The organism is Psychrobacillus vulpis, assembly GCF_006861825.1.
Classification (GTDB): Bacteria; Bacillota; Bacilli; order Bacillales_A; family Planococcaceae; genus Psychrobacillus; species Psychrobacillus vulpis.
In genome coordinates this window covers 57272-82583 of record NZ_VDGI01000014.1, presented here as the reverse complement: position 1 = coordinate 82583, position 25312 = coordinate 57272, and the positions used below count along the sequence as shown (strand labels likewise).

Below are 25312 nucleotides of genomic sequence, written 5' to 3'. Positions count from 1 at the left end.
ACGGTCTTTCGCTCCTTTATATTTTTATGTCCAATTATATAATTCCATATACATTGGTGGATTTCCTTTCCGAAAAAGAGAAATAGTGTAAATTTAAATTCCATAAAAAAAGATTCAAAAGATGTCCTTTTGAATCCTGATCTAATCTCTATTCTAAAATTTTTATTGTTACGTTTTTGCGACCCCATTTATAAGCGTCGTTTGTGGAGGAGAAGAAGACATCGATTTTGTTTCCTTTAATACCTCCGCCAGTATCACCTGCAATTGCATAACCGTAGCCTTCCACATATACTTTCGTTCCTAGTTTAATAACATTTGGATCGACCGCTATGACTTTAACATCTGGATTTCGCTTTAAGTTAATACCAGTGCTTGTAATACCAGTGCAACCATTGCAATTTGCTGTAAATGCGCTTGCAGATACAACGAATTCTTTAACTACTTTGTCTTCAGAATTCGATCGAGATGGATTTTTAGTTTTTGTATTTTTTGCCTTACCAGTAGATGCGATTGTTAGCTTTTGTTTAGGTTTAATATTATCTGATTTTAAATTATTCCATGATTTTAAGTTAGAGATAGACACATTATGCTTTTTAGCAATTTTATAAAGTGTGTCTCCTTTTTGTACAGTGTACATAGAAGATGCGGCAATACTTACATTTGCTCCGCTAACCAATAATGCAATTGTGATGATGAGTGTCCCAAGAATTTTTCTCAAATACTCTACCCCTTGCTATTTAGTCTATTCACATATTAGCAGTATTTTATTACAGGAATATTACGATAATTTACCAATAGCATTACAAAATAGAATTTAAACTATAAACTAAATCATATGTATGCAGCTAAAATAGATTCTAGACTAAAAAAACCTTTCAAATGTTTGAAAGGTTTGTAAAGTGACATTATATTTGTGAATCTTTCATTTATTGTTCCACTGAATCTCACCTTCGAATACTTGAACAGCTGGTCCCGTCATCAGCACACTTTCATCAGTGTAGCGGATAATGAGCTCTCCCCCTAGAAGCTTCACTATAACGTCCGTATCTTTGTCGCAATGTCCGTTCAAAACGGCAGCTACAACTGCTGCACACGCACCAGTTCCACATGCTAGTGTTTCTCCGCTTCCACGTTCCCACACACGCATTCGAATACAGTTTCGACTCTCTATTTGGATAAATTCTGTATTCACACTCTCTGGAAACATGGGATGATGTTCAAATTTAGGTCCAATATGTTGTAAATTAATTGAATCGATGTCGTCACAAAATAAGACACAATGCGGATTCCCCATGGAAACTGTTGTAATAGCAAATATCTCATCATCTACTTGAAACGGAAAATTAATAAGTGCATTTTGTTCCTCTATTAAAGTAGGAATAATTGCAGGATCCAACATAGGTTCTCCAATATCTACTGTAGCTGATAACATTTTGCCGTTTTCTGTATGTAATTTAATAATCTTTACTCCACTTAATGTATCGATTTCAAGAGTCTCTTTACAAGCAATGTTATGGTCATAAAGATACTTTGCAACACAACGAATTGCGTTTCCGCACATTTTACCTTCACTACCATCGATATTGAACATACGCATCTTCGCATCTGCCACATCAGAATGGCAGATTAAAACAATCCCATCCCCACCAATACCAAAGTGTCGATTAGAAATAGTTCGGCTCAAATCTTCAGGGTTTTCAATTGTATGATCAAAACAATTAATATATATATAATCATTACCACAACCATGCATTTTCGTAAAAGGTATATTCATCATGTCTACTCCTTCTTCCATTTAAAGGGACAATTTGTTTCATTATAATTAGTTGAATCCATCTAGGTCAATGGAAAAAAGCAGACTCTAGTAAGAATCTGCTCTAAGGTGACGTCGTATTAAACGTGTCTCCACCTTTAATGGTTCCATTTTCATAACCTTTATAAAACCAGCTTTTTCGTTGTTCTGAAGTACCATGTGTAAAACTTTCTGGTACAACATATCCCTGTGCTTGTTTTTGTAATGTGTCGTCTCCAACAGCACTTGCAGCAGTGAGTGCCTCTTCTAAATCTCCTTCTTCCAGTAAATCCATTCCCTGTGCATGATTTGCCCACACTCCTGCAAAGTAATCAGCTTGTAGCTCAAAGCGGAGAAGGTATTTATTAAATTCCTCTTCACTTAACTTTTCTCGAAGAGGCATTGTTTTCTCTGTAGTACCTAGAAGAGTTTGTACATGGTGCCCCACTTCATGTGCGATTACATAAGCCATTGCAAAATCGCCAGGTGCATGGAATTTATCTTGTAGCTCTTGATAAAAACTCAAATCAATATACAGCTTTTGATCACCAGGACAATAAAATGGTCCAACTGATGAACCAGCTGCACCACATGCCGACTGAACACTATTCGAATACAGAACAAGGATTGGGTTTTTATATTGTAAACCATTATCTTGGAAAATCTCACTCCAAACCGCCTCTGTATCAGCCAATACGACAGAAACAAACTGTGCAAGTTCTTTTTCTTGTGAGGATTCTTCGTATGGCACCGAATTGGATTGATCTGTAGGGAAATTTCCAATAAGATCATCAGGATTTCCACCACAAAGCTATAATAATGACAATGATCAATCCGACACCACCACCAATTCCAGCGATCGCTTTTCCGCCACCCTTTCCTCGTCGGTCCTCTACATTTGAACTACCGGTTCGCCCTTTCCATTTCATATGCATCCCACCCTATGATTAATACGAATTATTATGTATATTGTCTTTATACCCAATTTTTTAAAGATTAGACATCCTTTATGAGATTTTTGAATTATAATTGTTTAAAAGGAGGTCTTTTTATGCTAAAAAAACCAAAAATGCTTCAAGCGGGAGATAAAGTAGCTACGATTAGTTTGTCATGGGGTGGAGCAGGAGAACCCGATTTGAAGTGGCGATATGACCAAGGAGTAGAACGACTAAAAAATGTGTTTCAATTAGAAGTTGTACCTATGCCAAATAGTTTAAAAGGTGCAGATTATTTATACGAAAACCCAAAAGCTCGTGCAGAAGATTTAATGAATGCATTTAAAGATCCTACCATTAAAGGAATAATCTCGAATATTGGTGGAAGTGAGAGTATACGACTATTACCATTTATTGATTTTGACGTGATTCGAGATAACCCAAAAGTATTTATTGGCTATTCGGACGCTACCGTGACGCACTTATTTCTCCATAAAGCAGGTATTGCCTCGTTTTACGGCCCAGCTATACTTACAGATTTTGCTGAAAATGTGGAAATGCATGAATACACAGTGGAGGCTTTGAAAAAAACATTATTCTCGAATGAGGTGATTGGTGAAGTAAAAACTGCACCGGAGTGGACTAGTGAACGTCTACTATGGAATATTGAGAATAAAAATATACAACGAAAAATGAAACCAAATAAAGGTTACGAGGTGCTTCAAGGAAGTGGAGTCGTGCAAGGTAGATTAATCGGAGGATGTATAGAAGTGTTAGAATTTGCTAAAGGAACATCGCTTTGGCCTGAACAATCTTCTTGGAAAGACAGTATCTTGTTTTTTGAAACATCGGAAGATATGCCTGAACCAGCTCTTATTGAATACTGGTTACGAAATTATGGCTCACAAGGAATTTTGCAAAATGCAAAAGGAATTATCTTTGGAAAACCACAACATGAGAAATATTATGAGGAATATAAAGAGTCCATTCTGAGAATTATGAAGGAACTTGATTTACTCGAGTTACCGATTCTTTATAATTTGAACTTTGGCCATACAGAACCTAAATTTGTACTTCCTTATGGGGCAGTTGCAGAAATTAATTGTGAAAATGCTACATTCTCGATTTTAGATAGCGGAGTTGAGTAATAGATGTCATCTTATGTTGTTATAGGTGGTGGAATACTAGGGGCTTCCACTGCTTACCATCTTGCAAAAAATGGTGTGAATGTAAAGCTAATAGATAGGAAAGATCTTGGACAAGCTTCGGATGCCGCAGCAGGTATTATTTGTCCATGGATATCTCAAAGAAGAAATAAAAAGTGGTACGAGCTCGTGAAAAATGGGGCGAGATACTACAAGCAGCTTGTGACGGAATTAGAAGATTTAGGAGAAACTTCCACTGGTTATAAGCAAGTTGGAGCGATTGCACTTCAAAACGATGAAAAGAAATTGAACAAAATGTTAGAGAGAGCGATAGAAAAAAGAGTAGATGCTCCAGAAATTGGTGTTCTGAAAATACTTTCACCAGATGAAACTAGAGAACTTTTCCCCCTAATTACAGAAGATTATAATTCGCTTTATGTAGAAGGAGCGGCTCGTGTAGATGGCCGTGCAATGCGAGATGCCTTAATAAGAGGAGCTAAGAAGCATGGAGCAGAAATAATCTATGGAAATGCTGAAATGAAGGATGAAAGTATTTTAGTAGAAGGAAAAAAAATAGAGGCGGATAAAGTTATTTTAACTGCCGGAGCTTGGGGCAATGAATTGCCATTAACACTCGGGGTCGATATGAAAGTGAGTTTTCAAAAGGCACAAATTATGCACTTTCGTATTGAAAATGAAGGAACAGGTGAATTGCCTGTTGTATTGCCTCCTACAAATCAGTATTTACTTACGTTTGATCATGGGAAAGTAGTAGCTGGTTCCACGTATGAAGAAAACACAGGATATGATATTCGTGTAACGGAAGCAGGAAAAAAAGAGTTAATGGAGAATGCTATTCATATTGCTAAATCATTAGCAACTGCAGAAATAGAAGAAGTGCGAGTAGGATTCAGACCATATACACCAGATTTTCTTCCTGTTATAGGGAAAATGCCTGGTTTTAAATCAATCTACTTTGCAAATGGCTTAGGGGCTTCCGGCTTAACTGCCGGACCATTTGTAGGTGCTGAATTAGCTAGACTAGCAATGGGACATGAAACTGTGCTTGATTTATCTGTGTATGAACCAATTTGATTGAAGGGGATGGGGGAAATAGTATGAATTATTCACAAGTAGAAGAAGTAAATGATATGACGGTTGTGAATGCACTAGAAAAAAACTTGGCGATTATTCGTTTTGATTTAGATCGAAGTATAGCATATGTAAATGATAATTTTGCTAATGAACTAGGCTATTCAAAAGAAGAAATGATTGGTATGAATCATCGTGAATTATGCTTTTCAAAGTTTGTAAACAGCCCTGAATATGAAAAGTTTTGGAAAGAGTTATTTGCAGGTAAAGCATTTACTAATAAAGTGGAACGTAAAGATGCAAATGGGAATAGTGTCATGTTTGAAGCAACGTATATGCCGATATTTAGTGAAGGACGAAAAGTATTAGGAGTTAGTAAGGTTGCTTCCAATGTAACAAATCGTCACCAAACTATTTTGGCTGTTACGGAAGAGCTAAACGAAATGTCAGAAGGATTAAGTATTCGTGCAGAAGCTGGTACTAAAAGAAGCCAGGAGCTTTTAGAAACAATTGATGAAATTGCAGCAGTATCAACAGAAAATACTACAACATTAGAAAATTTACAAGTGCAAGCAGACTCCATTCGAGGAATCGTTCAAACTATAAGAGAAATTGCTGCGCAAACAAACTTGCTTGCATTGAATGCGGCAATAGAAGCAGCTCGAGCTGGAGAACATGGACGTGGATTTAATGTCGTAGCACAAGAGGTTCGCAAGTTAGCAGCCAGAGTAGAAGCTTCCATTGTCGAAGTACGAGAAAATATTGAAGGTATTACAAAAGAAGTGGACAAAGTAACGAAAAGTAATGGGAAGTCTCAACAAAGCATCGAAAAAAGCCAAAATGAAATACGAATAGCATTAGAAGAATTTAAAGATATTTCTATAGCTTCTGAGAAGTTAGAAGCTCAAACAGCTGAAGTTGTAAAACTCATTTAATAGGCAAAAATATTCTTATTGGGCTTTCTCTACTTGAGACAGCCCTTTTTAATGTCTGAAAAATGTTTTTAAAGCTTTTTATAGCAAAACAACGAGAAGAATATCTAAATAATAAACGTTCATATCGAATAGTTCATATCCAATTATGCTACACTATAAAGTGGTATTGGAGGGGAATATATTGAGAGAACATTCCATTATTTATATTGAAATTGAGCGTCAAATAGACTTTTATTATCAAATGCAACAAATTGAAAAGCATTTTGAACTCCTACTAAATATGGATGGAATTATGTCAGCTCGTCATCAATTTGAGCTCGGACACGTCCATGATATATCCCATAAGCCTTTTTCGTTTGGTGGAGGAATTTTATATCTACATACAAATCAAGGAGTCTTTTCTTATAAAATACAGGATAATCCTTCCCTATTTATCGATGCATTCAAGACATTAAAAGAGAAAAATTAAAAATTTCCAATAACATTATTAAAGAATTCGTGTTTTTTCAAACAAACGTGAATGTTTAAACATTCACGTTTGTTTTGGTGCCTGGCACCAAACTGAATCTTATGAATCATTAAATATATTGATAGGTGATTGTAATTGAAAGCTTTCGTGCTATAATGAGAAATATTCTAATAGCATCAACTCGTATAATAGCAGGGATATGGCCTGCAAGTTTCTACCAGCTTACCGTAAATAAGCTGACTATGAGTGGCAATGAAATGATAAAATTATGACACCTTTGTCATGATTTATTTTATTTCTATTCGAAATCATCAGCTCGAATGACGTTGCTCCACTCATTTTATGAATGGAAGCAATGTCATCGGGCTTTTTTGTTTATCAAAATTTAGAGTGAAGGGACTTAATTTGTAATGAAATTATTGAAAGAAAAGATTGAACGCGAAGGCAGAGTATTATCAGAAAACGTATTAAAAGTAGATTCATTTTTGAACCATCAGATTGATCCAGTATTAATGCAAGCAATTGGAGAAGAGTTTGCAGCACGGTTCAAAGATGCAGGTATTACAAAAATTTTAACGATTGAATCTTCCGGTATAGCCCCTTCTATGTTTGCTGGCTTAACACTTGGTGTACCAGTTGTTTTTGCTAGAAAACGTAAATCATTAACTCTTTCAGACAATTTGTTTTCTTCTAAAGTACATTCATTTACTAAGGATGTAACAAATGATATCTCTGTTTCTAAAGACTTTCTTTCAAATGAGGATGTTGTATTAATCATTGACGATTTTCTTGCAAATGGACAAGCAGCACTTGGATTACTAGATATAGTGGGGCAAGCAAATGCACAAACTGCTGGAGTAGGGATTGTCATTGAAAAAGGTTTCCAAACAGGTGGTAGTATTATTCGTGAACGTGGAGTTCGAGTAGAGTCTCTAGCGAATATTAAATCTTTAGTAAACGGGAAAGTTGAATTTTTTGAAGAGGAACCAACTGTATGAACAATACAATAAGAAATAGTACGCTAGCGATTCAGCATGTTCTTGCGATGTATGCTGGGGCGGTTATCGTTCCTCTTATAGTCGGTGGTGCAATTGGACTTACTTCTGAACAACTAACCTATTTAGTAGCGATCGATATATTAATGTGTGGAGTTGCAACGATATTACAAGTCATGAGCAATCGCTTTTTTGGTATTGGCTTACCTGTAGTTCTCGGATGTACATTTACTGCTGTAGGTCCGATGATAGCGATTGGTGGAGAGTATGGAGTTTCCGCGATTTACGGTGCAATTATTGTTTCTGGTATTTTTGTTATTTTAGTTAGTGGTATTTTCGGAAGTCTTGTGAGATTTTTCCCTCCAGTAGTTACTGGTTCCGTTGTAACGATTATTGGGATTACACTCATTCCGGTTGCTATAAACAATATGGGTGGAGGCCAAGGAGCAAGTGATTTTGGATCCGTTTCTAATATTTCATTAGCATTTGGTACTTTACTATTCATCGTGTTACTCTATCGTTTTTCGACAGGTTTTCTTCGAGCTATTTCTATTTTACTTGGAATTATTGCAGGTACGATCATAGCGGGTATCATGGGAAAAGTAGAGTTGGCTGCTGTAAAAGAAGCAAGTTTCTTTCATGTGGTACAGCCTTTTTACTTTGGAACGCCTACTTTTGAAATATCTCCTATTATTACGATGATTTTAGTGGCGATGGTTTCATTAGTTGAATCAACTGGAGTTTATTTTGCGCTTGGTGATATTACTGGTAAAAAAATAGAAAAAGAAGATTTATCTAAAGGTTACCGAGCGGAAGGAATTGCCGTACTTCTTGGTGGTATATTCAATTCATTTCCTTATACAACTTTTTCACAAAATGTTGGCTTAATGCAAATGTCAGGTGTTAAATCTAAAAATATTATCTATATCACTGGTGGTATACTGATTGCACTTGGATTTATACCTAAAATTGCTGCACTTACAACCATTATTCCGACTTCTGTTTTAGGTGGAGCGATGATTGCAATGTTCGGCATGGTCGTAGCGCAGGGGATAAAAATGCTTAGCCCCGTTATGTCAGAGTCCCAAGATAATTTAATGATTATTGCATGTTCAATTGGAATGGGACTAGGGGTTACAATAGTACCAGACTTGTTTATATCTCTTCCATCAAGCCTTCGAATTTTAACGAGCAATGGGATTGTTGCAGGTAGTGTAACTGCAATAGTATTAAATATTGTATTTAATATGATTCCTAACAAAAATAGAAATTAATATAGAAGCTAACAAACACGTGGGATTATTTCCTACGTGTTTTTTTGTTCGGAAATAGGAAAAATTGTCATCTGTGAGGAAAATCACTGTAATAGGACTTTAGAATTTGTTAGTATGGATAACATAGGCTTATTGTTGTTTGTGTATAAGTCAAAAGGAGGATAGGGATGTTTATTAAGAAACGTGAGAATGCAATAATGAATTTAGGGGAGAGCTTTGAGGTTAAATTAGAAATAACAGAAGCGGAAATCGAAGAACAACTGCGATTAATACATTTTACAAAAGATGATCTACTATCATTAAAACAAATGGAGCAACTAATGGTTGGGCATATTCCCAATGCAGTGCACTCTTTTTATGATTCCATCATGGAAAATTCAAAAATAGTAGCAATCATAAATAAAACTAGTTCACGTGAGCGTCTAGAGCAAACATTAATACGTCATATTGCTGAATGGTTTAGTGGAATAATAGATGACGAATATATAAATAAAAGAAAGAAAGTAGCAAAAATACATGTGCACATCGGGCTAGAAACGAAATGGTATTTAGCAGCATGTCAAAATTTACAATTTAGCTTAATAAAGAATATATTACTAAAAGGGCTTCCTAAGGAAAAGGAAATTACGTATATAGAAGCCATAAGTAAAATAATGAATTACGAACAACAATTAGTCGTAGAAGAATATGACCGATATGCAGCAGAACAAGCAAATGAAAAAGAAGAGAGTATTAAACGAAATATTAAAGAAACATTAGGGAGTATTGTAACCATATTAGAAATACAGTCTTCGGAAACTACATCTTCAGTGGAAGAGCTCATAGTAGCCACTAAAGAGGTGAACGAAGATGTTTCAAATGGTATAGAGGTATCTAATCGAACTATTGCAACTGCAGAAAATGGTAAACAAACGATACAGACATTAATGATTAATACAAAAGAAATATACGATAAAACTACTTCTATGTCTGGAATAATAGAAAATTTAAATCAATCATCAGAAGAAATACTAAATGTAGTGAAAATTGTAAAAGATATTGCGACAAAAACAAATTTACTTGCTATAAATTCTGCGATTGAGGCTGCGAGAGCAGGGGAATACGGAAAAGGTTTTGCGGTAGTAGCAAATGAAGTCCGAAAACTTGCCGAACAAACAAGAAATTCCGTTGAGCAAATTGATCAATTAGTAGGAGTATCTACTGGAGCGCAGAAAGAGGTAGTGAAAGCTATACAAATTGTTCAGCAATTAGCGAACTTAGGTTTAACAGAAAGCGAACAGACTGCTCTTGCCTTCACAAATATTTCTGCAATGATACAAGAAGTTGCGGCAGAATCAAAAGCGGTTGGCTCCGAGATTAAGGGCTTAACTATCGCGGTAGAATCAATTGGTGATGCCTCTATACATATTTTAGAGTCTGCTAAATTATTGGATGATACCATCAAGAAGATTTAACTTACATGTAAAAAAATGCACATACTATTTGAATGAGGTATGATGAAATTAAACGACAGAGGGGGATTATGTATGTTAGTTACAACAACGAGTACGATTGAAGGAAAAACAATTGAAATGTATCATGGCATTGTAAGTGGAGAAGCAATAATGGGTGCTAATGTTGTACGTGATCTTTTTGCAACAGTGACAGACATCGTTGGAGGGCGTAGTGCCGCTTATGAAGGAAAGCTAGCAGAGGGAAGAAAAATTGCTTTAGAAGAGATGAAAGTGTTAGCTAACCAAATGGGAGCAAATGCTGTTATTGGTGTTGACTTAGATTTTGAAACAGTTCGAGAAGGTATGATGATGTGTGTTGCCACAGGAACAGCTGTAACATATCGCGATTAATTAATCTAATCACATATTGAAAGCGGTTCCATAGTTTAAACTTTCTATCACTCCTTTTTAAAATATAGAAGGAGTGATTATTTCTGTTTCGAAATCCGAATTATTATGGTAGGATGGAATAATCTACTAGATGTGAGGAACAGAATATGAGAATAAAAGATTGGGATAGGCCTTTAAAAGTCCGATTATTCGGAGAGTTTTTTAGCAATTTAAGTTTTTGGATGGTGTTTCCGTTTCTTGCAATTTATTTTGCAGAAGAATTTGGAACTAGTATGGCAGGGATTTTACTTGTAATCTCACAAATTTTTGGAGTTGCAGCAAATTTGATAGGTGGATATTGTGCAGATCGTTTTGGTAGAAGAACGATGTTATTCTTTTCTGCTACTGCTCAAGGTTTTTCGTTTATTTTATTTGCTTTTGCCAATTCTCCATGGTTGAATTCGCCTACTATAAGTTTCCTGGCATTTGCAATTGCTGGAGTAGCTGGCTCTTTTTATCATCCAGCAAGTCAAGCAATCGTCGCTGACGTAGTACCAGAGCATCAGAGAAGCACTGTTTTTTCTGTGTTTTATACTTCAGTCAATATATCCGTAGTAATAGGTCCGATAGTTGGAGCAGTTCTATTTTTCAATTATCGTTTTCCATTACTCTTAGTTTCAGGGATTATCTTTTGTGTAGTCGGGTTAGCTCTTCGATTTTTAACAGAAGAAACATTGTCCAATGAAATAAAGGAGCAACTTGCAAATAACGGGAATAATTGGAGGCAGGTAGTAGTTAACCAGGTCAAGGCTTACGGGTTAATTGTAAAAGATAAAGTTTTTTTCCTTTTTATTATCGGAGGAATCTTACTTGCTCAAACGTACATGCAATTAGATATGCTTATACCCGTTTATATGAAAGAAGCAATTGACGTACAAGTGTTAGGGAATTTGTTTAATCGAGAATGGACAATTACAGGAGAAGGATCATTTGGTATCCTCTTATCAGAGAATGGATTATTAGTAGTTTTATTCACAGTATTTGTTACAAAATGGATGACAAACTATCCCGAAAAATGGGTTTTCTTTATGTCTTCGATTTTGTATGCGATAGCAATGCTTATTTTCCCACTTACTGCGAATTTCTGGGTTTTCATAATTGCAATGGCAGTATTTACTTTAGGTGAACTTATGACAGTAGGACTGCAAGAAAGCTTTGTCTCTAAACTGGCACCAGAGGATATGAGAGGGCAATATTTCGCAGCAGCAAGTTTACGATATACGATAGGACGTACAATTGCTCCACTTGTATTCCCACTTGTAACTTGGATTGGGTTTACTTGGACCTTCGTTATTTTAGCGATTTTAGCAGTACTTAGTGGATTTATCTATTTAATAACGTTTAAAGAATACAGTAAAAGACAGAAAGATATAAGTATTTAAATTGGACAAGGGGTGCTCTCTATTGAGAACACCCCTTGATTTTTTATAGGTAAAACATAACTTTTGAATTTTAAATTTCATCCCGAATAAAATCGGGGAATAATTTCCATGAAAGAATTCTTCTCTTTCAATGCCGCGGTAAATTGTTCCACTGGTTGCCTTCTAACCTAAGCAACGTAAACCCTACCTTCTTTTACGTCCTTGCGACCCTGTAGCCGCTCCAGTGTGAATAAGTATTATCAAAAACATAAAGCAGAATGCCAAATTTCTAAATTATGTCATACCAAAATGTTAACGAGCATTATTATCTCACAAAAAAAAGTTTTTGTCAAATGAAATTATAATGTATTTAATAGTATCTCCCATAATTTGCATGTTATACTATCTGAATCAAAATAATAATAAGTAGGTGGGAGAATGGAAGTTTGGGATATTTATAATGCTAATAGAGAGAAAACAGGAAGGGTACATAATAGAGGACAGGATATGCCAGAAGGTGATTTCCATACAGTTGTTCATGTTTGGATTATGAATGAAGAAGGACAACTATTAGTACAGCAACGACAGCCATGGAAAAAAGGGTGGGCCAATATGTGGGATTGTGCTGCAGCTGGTTCTGCACTTTTAGGCGAAACAAGTGAAATGGCTGCAATCCGTGAGACGAAAGAAGAAATAGGCATTGATTTACATTTGGAGAATGCAGAGATTTTATGCACAATCAAATTTTCTAGAGGATTTGATGATGTGTGGCTTGTGAAACAAAATATAGATATTAGTGATTTGCAGCTTCAATATGATGAAGTTGCAGATGCGAAATGGGCTACGATGGATGAAATAAATGCGATGGTGAAAAGCGGAGAATTTATACCATATCATATACTAGAAACATTGTTTGAAACTATACAGTCAAAAATTTCTTTGAAAAAAGCAACTTCAAAAGATGCAGAAGAATTGTTTGAATTACAGAAAAAAGTATTTATGCCGCTGTATAAGAAATATGAGGACCTTGAAACGAGCCCGGTATTGCAATCGTTTGAAAGGTTTAATGAACGTTTACAAACAGGAGATTTCTATAAAATATTTCATGAAAATACTTTAGTAGGAAGTGTTCATGTATACAAAAAAACTCCTGGGGTAATGCGTCTTCATATGATAAATATATTAGAAGAGTTTCAAGGGAGAGGTATAGCGCAACAAGTGATGATCAGAATTGAAAGCATGTATCCTGAAATAAACAGTTGGGAGTTGGACACAATATTAGAGGAAGAGAGAAACTGTTACTTATATGAGAAAATGGGATATGTCCAAACAAAAGATACTGTGAGAATCAATGATAAAATGACCATTGTGCAGTACACAAAACAAGAGGGATTGAATCATTTACAAAGCCTTTGAAAGAAGGATTGTCCAATATTTGATCAGGATTGTCCAACTTTGGGATATGATTGTCCAACCTTCGTGCATTCTTGTCCAAGTATGGTGAGTGATTGTCCAACCTTCGTGCATTCTTGTCCAAGTCTGGAATGAGATTGTCCAACCTTCGAATCAGAAGACTGTAGACAACTCGTTTTTTTGAGTTCGTCTACAGACAATGAAATGCCAAGCAATTTTCTTGGCATTTTATTATTATCTTGCGGATACTGGTGCGAAAAATTCGCTATATAGTGCTTGTAAGATTTTATTTTCATTGCTTTTATGCACTCCAAATGCAAGGCTTACTTCAGATGAACCTTGGTTAATCATTTCAATATTTGCCCCAGTTCTTGAAATTGCTGTTGCTGCTCGAGCTGCAAGTCCTGTGCTATTGTTCATTCCTTCACCGACAATTACAATCATTGAAAACTCATGACGGAAATGTACATCTTCTGCATGTAACTCGTTTACAACACGCTTCATTATGCGTACTTCTTTTTCAGGTGTGAGTTGATGACTTCGCATAATAACAGATATGTCATCCAGACCTGAAGGTGTATGCTCATATGAAATATACTCTTCTTCTAAAATTTGAAGTAGCTTACGGCCAAAACCGATTTCTCGGTTCATTAAATATTTACTCACATACAAAATAGAAAATCCACTATCGGCTGTAATTCCAGTTACAGGACGATGATTAGCTTTGCGCTCTGCTACAATCCTTGTTCCAGGTGCAGATGGATTATTTGTATTTTTGATGCAAACGGGGATACCACGTTTATATACTGGCATTAGCGCTTCATCATGAAAAACGGAGAAGCCTGCATAGGAAAGTTCACGCATTTCACGATATGTTATTTCTTCAATTTCCATTGGACTGTTCACAACTCTAGGATTAGCACAAAATACCGAATCCACATCCGTAAAGTTTTCATACAAATCTGCTTGCACTGATGCCGCTAAAATAGAACCTGTAATGTCTGAACCTCCACGATCAAAAGTTCGTAATCTACCCTCTTTTGTATAACCAAAGAAACCTGGGAAAACAATAATTTCAGAGACGTTTTGTAATTTACTCAAGTTTTCATATGCTACAGGTAAAGCTTGTGCACGGTCTGGTAAATCGTTTACGATTAATCCTGCAATTTTCGGATTAACATAGACTGCAGGCATCCCTATACTTGTAAAGTAAGCAGAAATTAGTTTAGCGTTATTATCTTCTCCGCTTGCCTTAATATTATCGACAAATAACTCTAGGTTGGACTGACTTTCACATAATCGGGAGTTCAAGTCTTGTTTAATCACCTCACAAATTGTTAGGTCTAATCCAAGCCCCACAGCAATTTCTTTATACCGGTTAACGACATTATGAAGCTTTTCTTCGACATCTTCTTTATGTATTGCTGCATTTGCTAGTTCGATTAATAAATCAGTTACTTTTTTGTCTGCGTCAAATCGTTTGCCTGGTGCTGACACAACTATGAACTTTCTAGATGAGTCTGCTTGAACGATTGCAGCTACTTTTTTTATTTGTTCTGCACTTGCAACAGAAGTCCCGCCGAATTTACTCACTTTCATTTCATCATATCCTTACTCTATTGAATTGTTGTGTTCTTTCTAGAAAAACAAATGATTTTATACAGTGTACAAATTATATTAGTTAACGTCAATATATTTGGAGAATTAATATAAATTATTTTATGCGATATGGATGATTTTTATTATAATTCAATTAAAGTTCGTGAATTGGTTGATATTTATGGCGTGATTAACTATTTAGATGATTTTTTTAAACCTAAACACGAATAATATTTTTTTATTTTTTTTTGTTGTCTAAAAATAGCGTTGTATCAAGCTTTCTTTTACTTAGATAAAAAATGATAGCGTTTTCAAATTTTTTAACTATATTGACAATTAAAATGACTGTGAGTATGATGAGTTTAATTCAATACGACATAAACAATTTTGATAGAGATAGGCTTTATATTTTGAAATCTAAAGAGAGCTGATGGATGGTGCAAATCAGTGATTTCTATATGAGGTAGCACTCTTGAATTGATGAGCTGAACAGATAGTAGGTTCATTCGTATGATGCGCGTTAAGCATATAACTAAGAAGCTGCATTCATATTGCAGTAAATTTGGGTGGTACCGCGTGAGTTTTTACAAGCTCTTCGCCCCTTACATTTTTGTAGGGAGTGAAGGGCTTTTTTGTTTTTCAAAAAAAGGAGGAGAATGATTATGTTACAAGATCAAACTATTTTAAGAATTCCAGGACCTAGTCCAATTCCACCGAGTGTACAAAGAGCAATGAATCAAACGATGATAGGGCATAGAGGGAAAGAAACGTCTCAAATGTTGAAAAACATTGCACCAGGATTAAAACGTGTTTTTGGAACTGAACAAGAAGTTGCGATTATTGCTGGAAGTGGTACAGCAGGACTTGAAACGGCGGTAGTAAATGTAGTGAAGCCTAGCGATGAAGTTCTTGTTGTTGTGACAGGTGCATTTGGAGATAGGTTTACAAAAATTTGCCAAGCTTACAATATTAAAACGCATGTACTAAATGTCGAATGGGGCAAAGCATTGAACCCAGACGAAGTGAAAGCATATTTAGTCGAACATCCGAAAGTGAAAGTTGTGTTTTCTACATATTGTGAAACTTCTACAGGAGTATTAAACCCAATTGATATTCTCGCTAAAGCAGTTCGTGAAGTATCAGAAGCTTTAGTAGTTGTTGATGGTGTTTCTTGCGTAGGTGGAGTAGAAACAAAAATGGACGATTGGGGAATTGATGTCATGGTGACCGGTTCTCAAAAAGCATTTATGTTACCTGCAGGATTAACATTTGTAGCAGCGAGTGAACGAGCATGGACTGTGATTGAAGAAAATGAACAACCGAGATTTTACTTACATTTAAAGAAATATAGAGATAATTTATTGAAAGATACTACACCATTTACTCCTGCACTATCACTACTGTTTGGATTAGAAAAAGTATTGAACTTAATAGAAGCAGAAGGTTTAGAAAACGTATATGCACGCCATGAATTGCTTAAGAAAATGACTCGTGCTGCATTTAAAGCAATTAATATTCCTTTATTAACAACGGATGAAGATGCATCGCCAACAGTAACTGCTGTTCAACCAGAAGATTTCGATGCAGAGGAATTCCGCAAAATATTAAAGCAAGAATTTGCGATTTCAATTGCAGGTGGACAACAGCATTTAACAGGGAAAATATTCCGAATTGGTCATATGGGGTATTGCTCACCAGCAGATGTTCTGCAAATCATTAGTGCAGTCGAAATAGCATTAAAGAAAATCGGAAAAGACATTGAACTTGGAAAAGCAACTGCAGCAGCGCAACAAGTATACTTAGCTTCATTCAGCTGAATAAAGTTAAAGCATTCGGCGGATGTCACAGATTTTGTAGGGAGTTCATCGAACAAGTTCGATTCAAAATCTAGACGCAAAATACGCCAAGGTGAATTTAATTACAAGGAGAGAATCAATAATGACATTTAATATATTAATTAGCGACCCATTAAGCGAAGATGGTATCTACCCATTAAGACAGGCGGAAGAGTTTAACATTGTTGTAGAGACAAATTTAACTCCAGAACAATTAGGTGAACGAATTGGTAAATTTGATGCGCTACTTGTTCGTAGTCAAACACAAGTAACTCGTGAAATTATTGAAAAAGGTACAAACTTAAAAATTATCGGTCGTGCTGGAGTTGGGGTAGATAATATCGATCTACCGGCTGCAACGGAACGTGGGATTATTGTTGTAAATGCTCCCGATGGCAATACGAATTCAGCAGCTGAACATACAATAGCGATGCTCATGTCTCTTGCGCGTAACATTCCACAAGCTTTCTATGCGTTGAAAAATCAAAAATGGGATCGCAAATCGTTTATTGGGGTAGAAGTTAAAAACAAAACATTAGGTGTTGTTGGACTTGGAAGAATTGGAGCAGAGGTTGCAGCTCGCGCAAAAGGGCAACGAATGAATGTCATAGCTTATGATCCGTTTTTAACACCTGAAAAAGCAGAAAAATTAGGTGTTCAATTCGGAACGATTGAAGATGTTATCAAAGCAGCTGATTTCATTACCGTCCATACACCATTATTGAAAGAAACACGACATATCATTAATAAAGAAGCTTTCGAAAAAATGAAAGATGGCGTTCAAATTATTAACTGTGCACGTGGTGGTATTATTGATGAAGACGCATTATATGATGCAATTGTAGCTGGCAAGGTGGCAGGAGCAGCACTAGATGTGTTTGAGGAAGAGCCATTTTTAGATCATAAGTTACTTACACTTCCACAAGTGATTGCTACTCCTCATTTAGGTGCAAGTACGGTAGAAGCACAAGAAATCGTTGCAATTGACGTTTCTCATGATGTTGTTAGCTTTTTACAAGGTGGAGTAGTGAAAAACCCAGTAAACCTTCCATCTGTACCAAAAGATATTATGGCGAAAATTGAACCATACTTTAATTTAGTAGAAAAGCTCGGAGCATTTTTAAATGACTTAGCTGATGGTGTGGCAGAAGAGCTAAACATTTATTACTCTGGAGAACTTGCTAATATGACAGTAGGTCCATTAACAAGAAACGCAGTGAAGGGTCTACTAAGAAGTAAATTAGGAGAGTCAGTAAACGATGTAAATGCTAAATTCCTTGCTGATCGAATTGGAATTGTTGTTAATGAACATAAAACATCGAAGTCTAAAGGCTTTACTAGTTTGATAACTGTGGAAGTGAAAACAGCAACAGAAACTCGTAAAGTATCCGGTACACTTTTAAATGGGCTAGGAGCTCGTATTGTGCGAGTGGATGATTTTGTCGTAGACGTTGTGCCAGAAGGCCATCTATTATTTATTCGCCATAAAGATCAGCCAGGTGCTATCGGTCGAGTAGGAATGCTTCTTGCTACAGAGGGGATTAATATTGCCGGGATGCAGGTTGGACGATCTGAAGTAGGCGGAGATGCGATTATGATGCTTGCAATTGATAAGCATGTAGAAGAAACAGGTGTTGAACAACTGAAGGGCTTAGCAGATATTTATGCTGCAACACCGATTGATTTATAAGTCACTATAAGGTAGTCTAACGCTTTTTAATTGGAAAATTTGAATGTTTAGTTGGAAAAAAAGAAGTGTTAGTTAGAATAATTGCAGCATAGTTGGAAAACAACCGTACTAAGTTGGAAAAAACACTCAAAAGTAACAAAAGGGCTTGTCTCATAAAAGTCGATTTCCCGACTATGAGACAAGCTCTTTTTAAATAAAAGGTATTTCAGTCCCTTTTATGTTTATGCCAGAATCGTTAGAAGTTCTCGCAAGTTTTCGATTGTATATGTAGGCTTTACTTCATCACTTGCTTGTTTATTTTCTCGATTAATCCAAACAGACTTCATGCCAACTTTCGAGGATCCAAGTATGTCAGTCATTAAATTATCGCCGACCATAAGAACTTCATTTGCTTGCAATCCTACTAGATTTAATGCATGTTCAAAAATAGATGGGTCAGGTTTTCCTTTTCCAAATGCTCCGGAAATTAGGATGTGATCAAAATAAGGAGCAATTTCAGGTGTAATTTCTAGCTTTGTATTTTGTAAGCTAGGAGAACCATTAGTCATTAAGAGGAGTGTATACTTTCCTTTTAACTGATCTAGTACTTCATATGTTTCATCGTATATAAATGGGTTTTCTTTTCGTGCATTTGGGAAAAAATGAGCTAGCTCACTTCCGAGAGCTTCATTGTCTATCCCCAATTTCCTTAAACCTCTTGTCCAAGATTCTTTTTGATATTCAGGAATAATAGCCTTCATCTTTTGGAAATCATCACTCGGATCGTCGAAAGTTCCCCATAATCCTTCAAATGGATTTATTCCTATCATTTGTGTAAAAGAACGTGTTTCATATGTATCATATAATGCACTTGCTTCTGTACGTACAGCTTGTTCTAATTTTTTTGGATCAATATCGACTTTCGTTGATGCATATTCACAAGTCTTTTGAAAAGCTGTTTCTACACTTTTTTTATCCCATAGTAATGTGTCATCTAAATCGAAAAATATAGCTTTCATTTTAAAATCCCCCTTCACTAACATAATAATAACTTTACCGTAGTAAAGGGAGACTGTCACTAGAGCTAATCCATTTTTTTAAAAGATAAGAAAGTATATAAAATTGATGTACTATGGACCAAGTGTTTATAGTACATTACTAGGATTAGTAAAGACTCGTAAGGGCGCTGAAAGAGTGTCATTCCAATAAATTATCTATCAAATAGCCGCTACGAGAATTTAGCGCTTTGGCATTCGCTTTTCGCGGGCGAGCGACGAGCCTCCTCCTTCGCTTCGCTCAAGGGCACTGAAAAGTCCCTATAATTCTTCTTTGCCAGAAGGGTTGTCCAAATTAATAAGAAAATCGTTGAAACGGCTCCCTTTCCGCGGGCGTTGCCTCAGCCTCCTCGCTTCGCTGCGGGGTCTTCGACTAACGCTATTCCCGCAGGAGTGTCGCCTTTTTCAACGATTTTCTAGAAATGAAAAAGTATTACCTTAAAAAATAGACAGTTTTTCAGTACCTTCGCTACGCTCCTGCATCCAGATCAGGTTGTCCAATATTCCAATAAATAAGAAAATCGTTGAAACGGCTCCCTTTCCGCGGGCGTTGCCTCAGCCTCCTCGCTTCGCTGCGGGGTCTTCGACTAACGCTATTCCCACAGGAGTGTCGCCTTTTTCAACGATTTTCTAGAAATAAAAAAGTATTACCTTAAAAAATAGACATTTTTTCAGTACCTTCGCTACGCTCCTGCATCCAGATCAGGTTGTCCAATATTCCAATAAATAAGAAAATCGTTGAAACGGCTCCCTTTCCGGAGGCCACTGAAAAACCAAAATTCAGAAAATAAAGTCACCACTTGAGAAGTATATTTGTATCAAAATTGACATGACGTCCCCATAAACACCCTAAAAAGTGAAGGAATTATGGGATTTCGTTTTTATTTTTTGAAAAAAAGTGACTTTTTCAGTGGTCTCCCTTTCCGCGGGCGTTGCCTCAGCCTCCTCGCTTCGCTGCGGGGTCTTCGGCTAACGCTATTCCCGCAGGAGTGTCGCCTTTTTCAACGATTTTCTAGAAAAAAAAGTAGAGTATGGATTCTTAAGGATCCACATATAAAAAAGGATACAGTAAATAGTACCTATAAAAGTACTAATTTCAAGTTTTTCACCGGCCTCGTTTTTGTTCATATGTTTTATGGCATTACTAGTTGAAAAAAAATAAGCAGCATCTCTAAATTGAGAAGCGAAGAGCGCACGAAATTGTATCTTCGGGCGCCGCTCTCCAGGTAGATAGTATGTATTTCTTTCATTAACCTAAAGCAAAAGCCACGTGACTCCAACCGTTTCAAGCGGGCAACGGACAAACGACAGCCATAGGATTACCGAAAAAGAGGGACGGGAAGTAGCTTGACACTTCCCTTCCCTCTTAAAACTTATCCGGTAATAAGATGGCTGAAATGATGTCCAAAGCACGCTAGAAACGATGAAGAGAAGATGCACATAAAGGAGCGCCTGCGCATTTCTTAGACATATTATTTATTTGAAAGAAGGGTATTTTCATACATATCAATAATATGAAGAAATCTTTCAGCTTCTCGGAAAACATGGTCGGCTAGAAGAGGATGAATATTACTTTTTATACGACAAGCTTCTATTAAATCTCTTGCCGCTTTTTTAAAGTCTCTAAGTGATACAACAGAAACACGGTTTTGATCAAGGAATTGATCTAAAATAGGAGTAGTTTCGGATTGTGGGCGCATGGAATCTAAATCGAGTGCCTGAAAAACAAGCTGATCAAAATCATGACTGAAATCACGTGCTTGGTCTACTAATTTTCTTTCCGAAGGATCTAAGAGGTGGCCGATAAATTTAGAATGGTCTGCCATAATTTTTAGAAAGAAAACATTTTCTTTAATAATGTCGTCAGCCCTAGGCTCGAGCTTTCCTGCATTTAATTCTTTTAATCGATTGACAAAATAGGCCGCTTCTCTACTTGTATGATCTACTAATAATGCATAGTTATTTGATCTAATTTCGCATCGTAAAATGAGCCCTAGTACTTTTCTTTTATAAGCCCATATGGCAGTAGCGGCTTGATACACTTGAATATTAAATCTTTTTATTTCCTCTGGATCAGACTGTGGGGAATAAGTACTTAGCTTTTCCTCAATTTTTTCAAATAAAGAAACAAATTCTAGTGCTTCTTGAATTAATTTCTTATCATCAAAACTAAAGCCAAGACTTAAAAATAAAGCATGTTCTTTCATAATTCTTGACCAAAAACGAATTTCATCCAATGATCTCGTCACAAATAAACTAAACATAATCACTCCTTTGATACATACTATTCCTATAGCCATACCTTAATGAGTGAACAAAAGAATAATTTGTCGAACAAGCTAGAACGGAAGCAACTTATCTAGAGGACCATCTGGTCGAACTATATTTTCGATATCTTTAATCGCGATTGGAAAGTATGGAAAACCATATACATACGGTGTAATTTCATATACTTGAAAGTAAATAACGAGGCTGTGATCAGCTATATAAAAGTCTTGGTCAGGACGAATTCCGCTAAATTCTTCTAAAATAGGAACTTTCCATTCTACAATTTTTTTTCCGATCATTTCAGAAAGAATCTTTACATATTGACTATCTTGTTTAAATAATTCTTTTAATGAGTATTGCTTGCCAGTAGTTACGTCAAATGTTAATGATTGGACGAGCGTTAATCCGTGAGCTCCACCGGTAAAGGAATAGACTAATAAGGATAAGCTCAATATTCCGCGCTCATTTGTTTTAATCTCATATTGACCTATCATTTCTTCTAAATTCTCATTGTAAAAACCTTGTTCAATGAGAAGTTTATTAAGGGTAGAAATAATTTCATCATTTATTTTTTTTTCGATATGTGGATGAGGTAATTTCGTTACAATAGGGTAATATACGTTTATTTTTGGTGATGATTTGCGAATATGCTTTGTTTCGATATGAACAGGCAGATCCAAGTTCCACATCCTTTCTAGTTTAATTGTACAATTTATGTGTAGGAGTGAATGCATATGTTTTTAAAGAAAATCACTATATTACGAGATGAACCGAATTTAGAAGAACAGTATCCTTTCACGATACCGACAATAAAACATTTATCCGAACTTGAACTAACAAATAACGTAACATTCTTAGTAGGTGAAAATGGCACAGGGAAGTCTACTTTACTAGAAGGAATTGCGGATAATTGTGAGTTTAATACAGCGGGAGGAAGCAAAAATAATCTCTATGAAGTAGATGCTTCCGAAAGTGCTTTAGGGAAATATATTCGATTATCATGGATGCCGAAAATAACAAATGGTTTTTTCCTTCGAGCAGAATCTTTTTATCAGTTTGCATCGCATATTGATGATCTAGAAAGAGAATTCGGTGGTGTCATTCATAATTATGGTGGGAAATCACTCCATGAACAATCACATGGGGAATCATTTTTGTCATTATTTTTAAATCGTTTCAATGGAAGAGCTATATACTTACTAGATGAGCCCGAAGCTGCGCTTTCACCTCAAAGACAATTAGCTTTTTTACGTATCATGCATGATCTCGTAACTGCAGAAGGTTGTCAGTTCATCATCGCAACGCATTCTCCCATTATTTTAGGTTATCCTAATGCGACAATATTTAGTTTTGATGAGGGGAAGATAGAAGAAATAGAATATGAAATGACTGGTCATTATCAGCTGACTAAATATTTTTTGGATCATAGAGAAAAATTTTTAAAAGAGTTGCTAGAAGATGAATGACAGGAACTTTGGGTAAACTAAAAGCGTTATATATTGTAATGGGAGTGAAAAAAATGAGCGCAATAGTCCATTATTTAGACGACATGCTTTTTTTCATTTGTATTGCACTTCCGATAGTCTTTATTTGGCGATTAGTTAAATGGAAAAAAAGAGGATTCGAGTTAAAGGAAAGCTTACATGAGGTAGGTATACTCATGCTAATTTCATCGCTCGTTGGGTTGTTTTCTCAAACGATTATCCCAAAGTATGGCTCAATCCAACCTGCAATTACAAATGTGAATTTCGAGTTATTTCGTGTTATTAAAGAAACATACAATGCCATTATTTACTTAGGATTTTGGCAGCCTTTTTACATTAATTTTCTTGGTAATATCATTCTTTTCATTCCAATTGGATTTCTTTTACCGCTTCTTTATAAAAGGATGGAACATTTCCCTTATGCTGTGATTGTTGGGTTATGTATTTCACTTTTTATAGAAGTAATGCAACTTCCTCAAAATAGAAGCAGTGACATTGATGATCTATGGCTGAATTCTCTTGGTGCACTGATTGGTTACATAATTTATATATTTATCAGAAAGCGGTTTACAAAGTTCACGGAGGCATTTAAAAAGCTAAAGGAAAGAAGTTTATAATTTCAATTGTCTGGGTATATAAATGAAGGATTTACAATGCAAGGAGAGTATCAAAATGATTACACGTAAAGATTCAAAAATGGAAGAAAAGCGAGAAATTATGATAGAAGACCTTGTTAATAAAGGCATTTTCAAAATTGATGGACGACAGCTATACCAACTTAACTTTTATGAATTAATGAAAGAATATACAACAGAAGAAGAACAATAAAAAGTGCCAGCTGATTATGGCACTTTTTTTATGAAAAATTAGTGTATTCTCTCTATTTTGAATTGCTAATTGTCGATAATAAAAGTATGGTACACTTTACTCAAACATAGATGAGGTGGAGAACAATTTGACTTTTTTACAAGACTTAAATGAAACATTGCAAGAAAAATGGGCTAAAGCAAATTTTGCATTTGAAATGCCAATTCAAACTCAATTAATACCACAAATGCTTAATGGTTCAGATATAGTAGCAGAGTCTCCAACTGGAACAGGAAAAACATTAGCTTATGTTCTTCCATTATTACAAATGGTTGATCCTGCTAAGAAACAAACGCAAGCATTAGTTATCGTACCTTCTCAAGAACTAGGTATGCAAATTGTAGAAGTATTTCGTGAATGGGTATCTGGTACAAATATTTCCGTTGCACAATTAATCGGCGGAGCAAATATGCAAAGACAAATAGAAAACCTCAAAAAGAAACCAACGATAGTAGTTGGAACTCCAGGAAGGTTACAAGAGCTTGTAAAAGCAAAAAAATTAAAAATGCATGAAATTAAAACAATCGTATTAGATGAAGGCGACCAATTGTTAAGCAGAGAACATCGTACGACAGTAAAAGGACTTATTGATGCAACGGTCGAAAGACAACTTGTTGTAGCTTCTGCTACGATTACGGAAGAAATCGAGCTAGTAGCAGAAAGAATGATGATAAATCCTGTTCGTATTCAAGTGTCATCAGAGGATATTCCATCGAAAGGTGAGGTTATCCATAGTTTTGTTAAAACAGAGCCAAGAGATAAAACTGAACTTTTAAGAAGGTTGTCTCATGTAGAAGGAATGAGAGGTCTAGCATTTGTTAATAGTCTAGATCAACTCTTAATGAAAGATTCAAAACTGTCATATCGAGATGCACCGATTGTATCACTTCACTCTGAAATGAAAAAAGAAGAAAGAAAAAAAGCGTTAGATGACTTTAAAAAAGGGAATGTGAATATATTAATTGCTACGGATGTAGCTGCAAGAGGACTTGATATTTCAGGTTTAACTCATGTAATTCATGTGGACGTTCCTCATTCGATCGAACAATATTTACACCGTTCTGGACGTACTGGTCGTGCAGGAAAAGACGGAGAGGTATTAACTTTGTTAACCTACACGGACGAAAAAACGTATAAAAAATGGACGAAAGAGCTTCCAAGCAAACCAGTTCAAAAAATTTGGCATCGTGGAGAACTTATAGAGGGCTCTTCGAAAACCATCGATAAGAAAGGAAAATAAG

General features: G+C 35.8%; 22 protein-coding genes, 3 pseudogenes, 1 riboswitch and 1 other annotated feature. Of the genes and pseudogenes, 18 read left to right on the top strand and 7 right to left on the bottom strand.

The window, feature by feature from the left end; genetic code table 11:
- Positions 1-148 precede the first annotated feature (148 nt).
- The 3 genes and pseudogenes from FG384_RS13140 to ypfJ form a co-directional block, all read right to left on the bottom strand.
- A complete protein-coding gene (locus FG384_RS13140; protein ID WP_142643063.1) occupies positions 149-718 on the bottom strand; it encodes a 3D domain-containing protein in 570 nt (189 codons plus the stop codon).
- 204 nt (positions 719-922) lie between these two features.
- The gene (gene dapF / locus FG384_RS13135; RefSeq protein ID WP_142643062.1) at positions 923-1774 is read right to left on the bottom strand and encodes a diaminopimelate epimerase; all 852 of its coding nucleotides are present in this window, start codon (positions 1772-1774) and stop codon (positions 923-925) included.
- Between the two features lie 103 nt (positions 1775-1877).
- Positions 1878-2721 (bottom strand): annotated as a pseudogene (gene ypfJ / locus FG384_RS13130) (KPN_02809 family neutral zinc metallopeptidase).
- A gap of 122 nt (positions 2722-2843) precedes the next feature.
- Between ypfJ and FG384_RS13125 the strand changes: the two are divergent.
- The 12 genes and pseudogenes from FG384_RS13125 (at position 2844) to FG384_RS13080 (ending at position 13297) form a co-directional block, all read left to right on the top strand.
- Positions 2844-3875, top strand: coding sequence for a S66 family peptidase (locus tag FG384_RS13125; protein ID WP_142643061.1), 1032 nt, complete (start codon positions 2844-2846; stop codon positions 3873-3875).
- Positions 3876-3878: 3 nt separating this feature from the next.
- The gene (locus FG384_RS13120; protein ID WP_142643060.1) at positions 3879-4967 is read left to right on the top strand and encodes an NAD(P)/FAD-dependent oxidoreductase; all 1089 of its coding nucleotides are present in this window, start codon (positions 3879-3881) and stop codon (positions 4965-4967) included.
- A 23-nt stretch (positions 4968-4990) separates the two neighbouring features.
- Positions 4991-5365, top strand: a pseudogene (locus tag FG384_RS20445) (PAS domain S-box protein); the annotation flags it as partial.
- 42 nt (positions 5366-5407) lie between these two features.
- Positions 5408-5899, top strand: a complete 492-nt coding sequence (locus FG384_RS20440) for a methyl-accepting chemotaxis protein (RefSeq protein WP_240793431.1) — start codon at positions 5408-5410, stop codon at positions 5897-5899.
- 181 nt (positions 5900-6080) lie between these two features.
- Complete coding sequence (locus FG384_RS13110; protein ID WP_240793429.1) at positions 6081-6368, top strand: hypothetical protein; 288 nt, start codon at positions 6081-6083, stop codon at positions 6366-6368.
- A gap of 161 nt (positions 6369-6529) precedes the next feature.
- A riboswitch (purine riboswitch) is annotated at positions 6530-6631 on the top strand.
- Positions 6632-6778: 147 nt separating this feature from the next.
- Entirely contained in the window at positions 6779-7366 is a 588-nt protein-coding gene (locus FG384_RS13105) for a xanthine phosphoribosyltransferase (protein WP_142643057.1), read from the top strand.
- Positions 7363-8637, top strand: a complete 1275-nt coding sequence (locus FG384_RS13100; RefSeq protein ID WP_166462447.1) for a nucleobase:cation symporter-2 family protein — start codon at positions 7363-7365, stop codon at positions 8635-8637. Before FG384_RS13105 ends, FG384_RS13100 begins: the two co-directional genes overlap by 4 nt.
- Positions 8638-8804: 167 nt before the next feature.
- Entirely contained in the window at positions 8805-10091 is a 1287-nt protein-coding gene (locus FG384_RS13095; RefSeq protein WP_142643056.1) for a globin-coupled sensor protein, read from the top strand.
- A gap of 72 nt (positions 10092-10163) precedes the next feature.
- On the top strand, positions 10164-10481 hold the full coding sequence (locus tag FG384_RS13090) for a YbjQ family protein (RefSeq protein ID WP_142643055.1): 318 nt from the start codon (positions 10164-10166) through the stop codon (positions 10479-10481).
- A 146-nt stretch (positions 10482-10627) separates the two neighbouring features.
- Positions 10628-11902, top strand: coding sequence for an MDR family MFS transporter (locus FG384_RS13085; protein ID WP_142643054.1), 1275 nt, complete (start codon positions 10628-10630; stop codon positions 11900-11902).
- A 417-nt stretch (positions 11903-12319) separates the two neighbouring features.
- Positions 12320-12838 (top strand): annotated as a pseudogene (locus FG384_RS20195) (NUDIX hydrolase); the annotation flags it as partial.
- A 42-nt stretch (positions 12839-12880) separates the two neighbouring features.
- The gene (locus tag FG384_RS13080; RefSeq protein ID WP_240793430.1) at positions 12881-13297 is read left to right on the top strand and encodes a GNAT family N-acetyltransferase; all 417 of its coding nucleotides are present in this window, start codon (positions 12881-12883) and stop codon (positions 13295-13297) included.
- 231 nt (positions 13298-13528) lie between these two features.
- On the opposite strand, the gene FG384_RS13075 is transcribed toward FG384_RS13080, so the two are convergent.
- Positions 13529-14893, bottom strand: a complete 1365-nt coding sequence (locus FG384_RS13075) for an aspartate kinase (protein ID WP_142643053.1) — start codon at positions 14891-14893, stop codon at positions 13529-13531.
- A 378-nt stretch (positions 14894-15271) separates the two neighbouring features.
- Positions 15272-15499, top strand: a binding site (T-box leader).
- Positions 15500-15555: 56 nt separating this feature from the next.
- On the opposite strand from FG384_RS13075, the gene FG384_RS13070 reads away from it, so the two are divergent.
- A complete protein-coding gene (locus FG384_RS13070; protein ID WP_142643052.1) occupies positions 15556-16710 on the top strand; it encodes a pyridoxal-phosphate-dependent aminotransferase family protein in 1155 nt (384 codons plus the stop codon).
- A 121-nt stretch (positions 16711-16831) separates the two neighbouring features.
- Positions 16832-18418 carry a phosphoglycerate dehydrogenase gene (gene serA, locus FG384_RS13065; protein ID WP_142643051.1) on the top strand — a complete coding sequence of 529 codons (1587 nt, stop codon included), beginning with the start codon at positions 16832-16834 and terminating at the stop codon, positions 18416-18418.
- Positions 18419-18639: 221 nt separating this feature from the next.
- Here serA and FG384_RS13060 read toward each other — a convergent pair whose 3' ends face one another.
- The 3 genes from FG384_RS13060 to FG384_RS13050 all read right to left on the bottom strand — a co-directional run bounded on the left by FG384_RS13060 (position 18640) and on the right by FG384_RS13050 (position 22409).
- On the bottom strand, positions 18640-19416 hold the full coding sequence (locus FG384_RS13060; protein ID WP_142643050.1) for an HAD family hydrolase: 777 nt from the start codon (positions 19414-19416) through the stop codon (positions 18640-18642).
- 1508 nt (positions 19417-20924) lie between these two features.
- Positions 20925-21716: a DUF2935 domain-containing protein gene (locus FG384_RS13055; protein WP_142643049.1), complete on the bottom strand. Its 792-nt coding sequence runs from the start codon at positions 21714-21716 to the stop codon at positions 20925-20927.
- A 75-nt stretch (positions 21717-21791) separates the two neighbouring features.
- Positions 21792-22409, bottom strand: a complete 618-nt coding sequence (locus FG384_RS13050) for a DUF3298 and DUF4163 domain-containing protein (RefSeq protein ID WP_142643048.1) — start codon at positions 22407-22409, stop codon at positions 21792-21794.
- A 45-nt stretch (positions 22410-22454) separates the two neighbouring features.
- Between FG384_RS13050 and FG384_RS13045 the strand changes: the two genes are divergently transcribed.
- The 4 genes from FG384_RS13045 to FG384_RS13030 all read left to right on the top strand — a co-directional run bounded on the left by FG384_RS13045 (position 22455) and on the right by FG384_RS13030 (position 25311).
- The gene (locus FG384_RS13045) at positions 22455-23186 is read left to right on the top strand and encodes an AAA family ATPase (RefSeq protein WP_142643047.1); all 732 of its coding nucleotides are present in this window, start codon (positions 22455-22457) and stop codon (positions 23184-23186) included.
- A gap of 53 nt (positions 23187-23239) precedes the next feature.
- Positions 23240-23821 (top strand): VanZ family protein, encoded by a 582-nt coding sequence (locus FG384_RS13040; protein WP_142643046.1) that lies wholly within the window; start codon positions 23240-23242, stop codon positions 23819-23821.
- 55 nt (positions 23822-23876) lie between these two features.
- Entirely contained in the window at positions 23877-24032 is a 156-nt protein-coding gene (locus FG384_RS13035; RefSeq protein ID WP_142643045.1) for a Fur-regulated basic protein FbpA, read from the top strand.
- Between the two features lie 127 nt (positions 24033-24159).
- Positions 24160-25311, top strand: a complete 1152-nt coding sequence (locus tag FG384_RS13030) for a DEAD/DEAH box helicase (protein ID WP_142643044.1) — start codon at positions 24160-24162, stop codon at positions 25309-25311.
- Position 25312 lies beyond the last annotated feature (1 nt).

Excerpts from the sequence above, each read along its gene's own strand:
- FG384_RS20440 (WP_240793431.1), top strand. The coding sequence starts at position 5,408 with ATGTCAGAAGGATTAAGTATTCGTGCAGAAGCTGGTACTAAAAGAAGC.
- FG384_RS13120 (WP_142643060.1), top strand. The coding sequence starts at position 3,879 with ATGTCATCTTATGTTGTTATAGGTGGTGGAATACTAGGGGCTTCCACT.
- FG384_RS13050 (WP_142643048.1), bottom strand. The coding sequence starts at position 22,409 with ATGTGGAACTTGGATCTGCCTGTTCATATCGAAACAAAGCATATTCGC.
- FG384_RS13060 (WP_142643050.1), bottom strand. The coding sequence starts at position 19,416 with ATGAAAGCTATATTTTTCGATTTAGATGACACATTACTATGGGATAAA.
- FG384_RS13095 (WP_142643056.1), top strand. The coding sequence starts at position 8,805 with ATGTTTATTAAGAAACGTGAGAATGCAATAATGAATTTAGGGGAGAGC.
- serA (WP_142643051.1), top strand. The coding sequence starts at position 16,832 with ATGACATTTAATATATTAATTAGCGACCCATTAAGCGAAGATGGTATC.
- FG384_RS13040 (WP_142643046.1), top strand. The coding sequence starts at position 23,240 with ATGAGCGCAATAGTCCATTATTTAGACGACATGCTTTTTTTCATTTGT.
- FG384_RS13105 (WP_142643057.1), top strand. The coding sequence starts at position 6,779 with ATGAAATTATTGAAAGAAAAGATTGAACGCGAAGGCAGAGTATTATCA.
- FG384_RS13075 (WP_142643053.1), bottom strand. The coding sequence starts at position 14,893 with ATGAAAGTGAGTAAATTCGGCGGGACTTCTGTTGCAAGTGCAGAACAA.
- FG384_RS13035 (WP_142643045.1), top strand. The coding sequence starts at position 23,877 with ATGATTACACGTAAAGATTCAAAAATGGAAGAAAAGCGAGAAATTATG.
- FG384_RS13055 (WP_142643049.1), bottom strand. The coding sequence starts at position 21,716 with ATGTTTAGTTTATTTGTGACGAGATCATTGGATGAAATTCGTTTTTGG.
- dapF (WP_142643062.1), bottom strand. The coding sequence starts at position 1,774 with ATGAATATACCTTTTACGAAAATGCATGGTTGTGGTAATGATTATATA.
- FG384_RS13100 (WP_166462447.1), top strand. The coding sequence starts at position 7,363 with ATGAACAATACAATAAGAAATAGTACGCTAGCGATTCAGCATGTTCTT.
- FG384_RS13045 (WP_142643047.1), top strand. The coding sequence starts at position 22,455 with ATGTTTTTAAAGAAAATCACTATATTACGAGATGAACCGAATTTAGAA.
- FG384_RS13090 (WP_142643055.1), top strand. The coding sequence starts at position 10,164 with ATGTTAGTTACAACAACGAGTACGATTGAAGGAAAAACAATTGAAATG.
- FG384_RS13070 (WP_142643052.1), top strand. The coding sequence starts at position 15,556 with ATGTTACAAGATCAAACTATTTTAAGAATTCCAGGACCTAGTCCAATT.
- FG384_RS13085 (WP_142643054.1), top strand. The coding sequence starts at position 10,628 with ATGAGAATAAAAGATTGGGATAGGCCTTTAAAAGTCCGATTATTCGGA.
- FG384_RS13080 (WP_240793430.1), top strand. The coding sequence starts at position 12,881 with ATGCCGCTGTATAAGAAATATGAGGACCTTGAAACGAGCCCGGTATTG.
- FG384_RS13125 (WP_142643061.1), top strand. The coding sequence starts at position 2,844 with ATGCTAAAAAAACCAAAAATGCTTCAAGCGGGAGATAAAGTAGCTACG.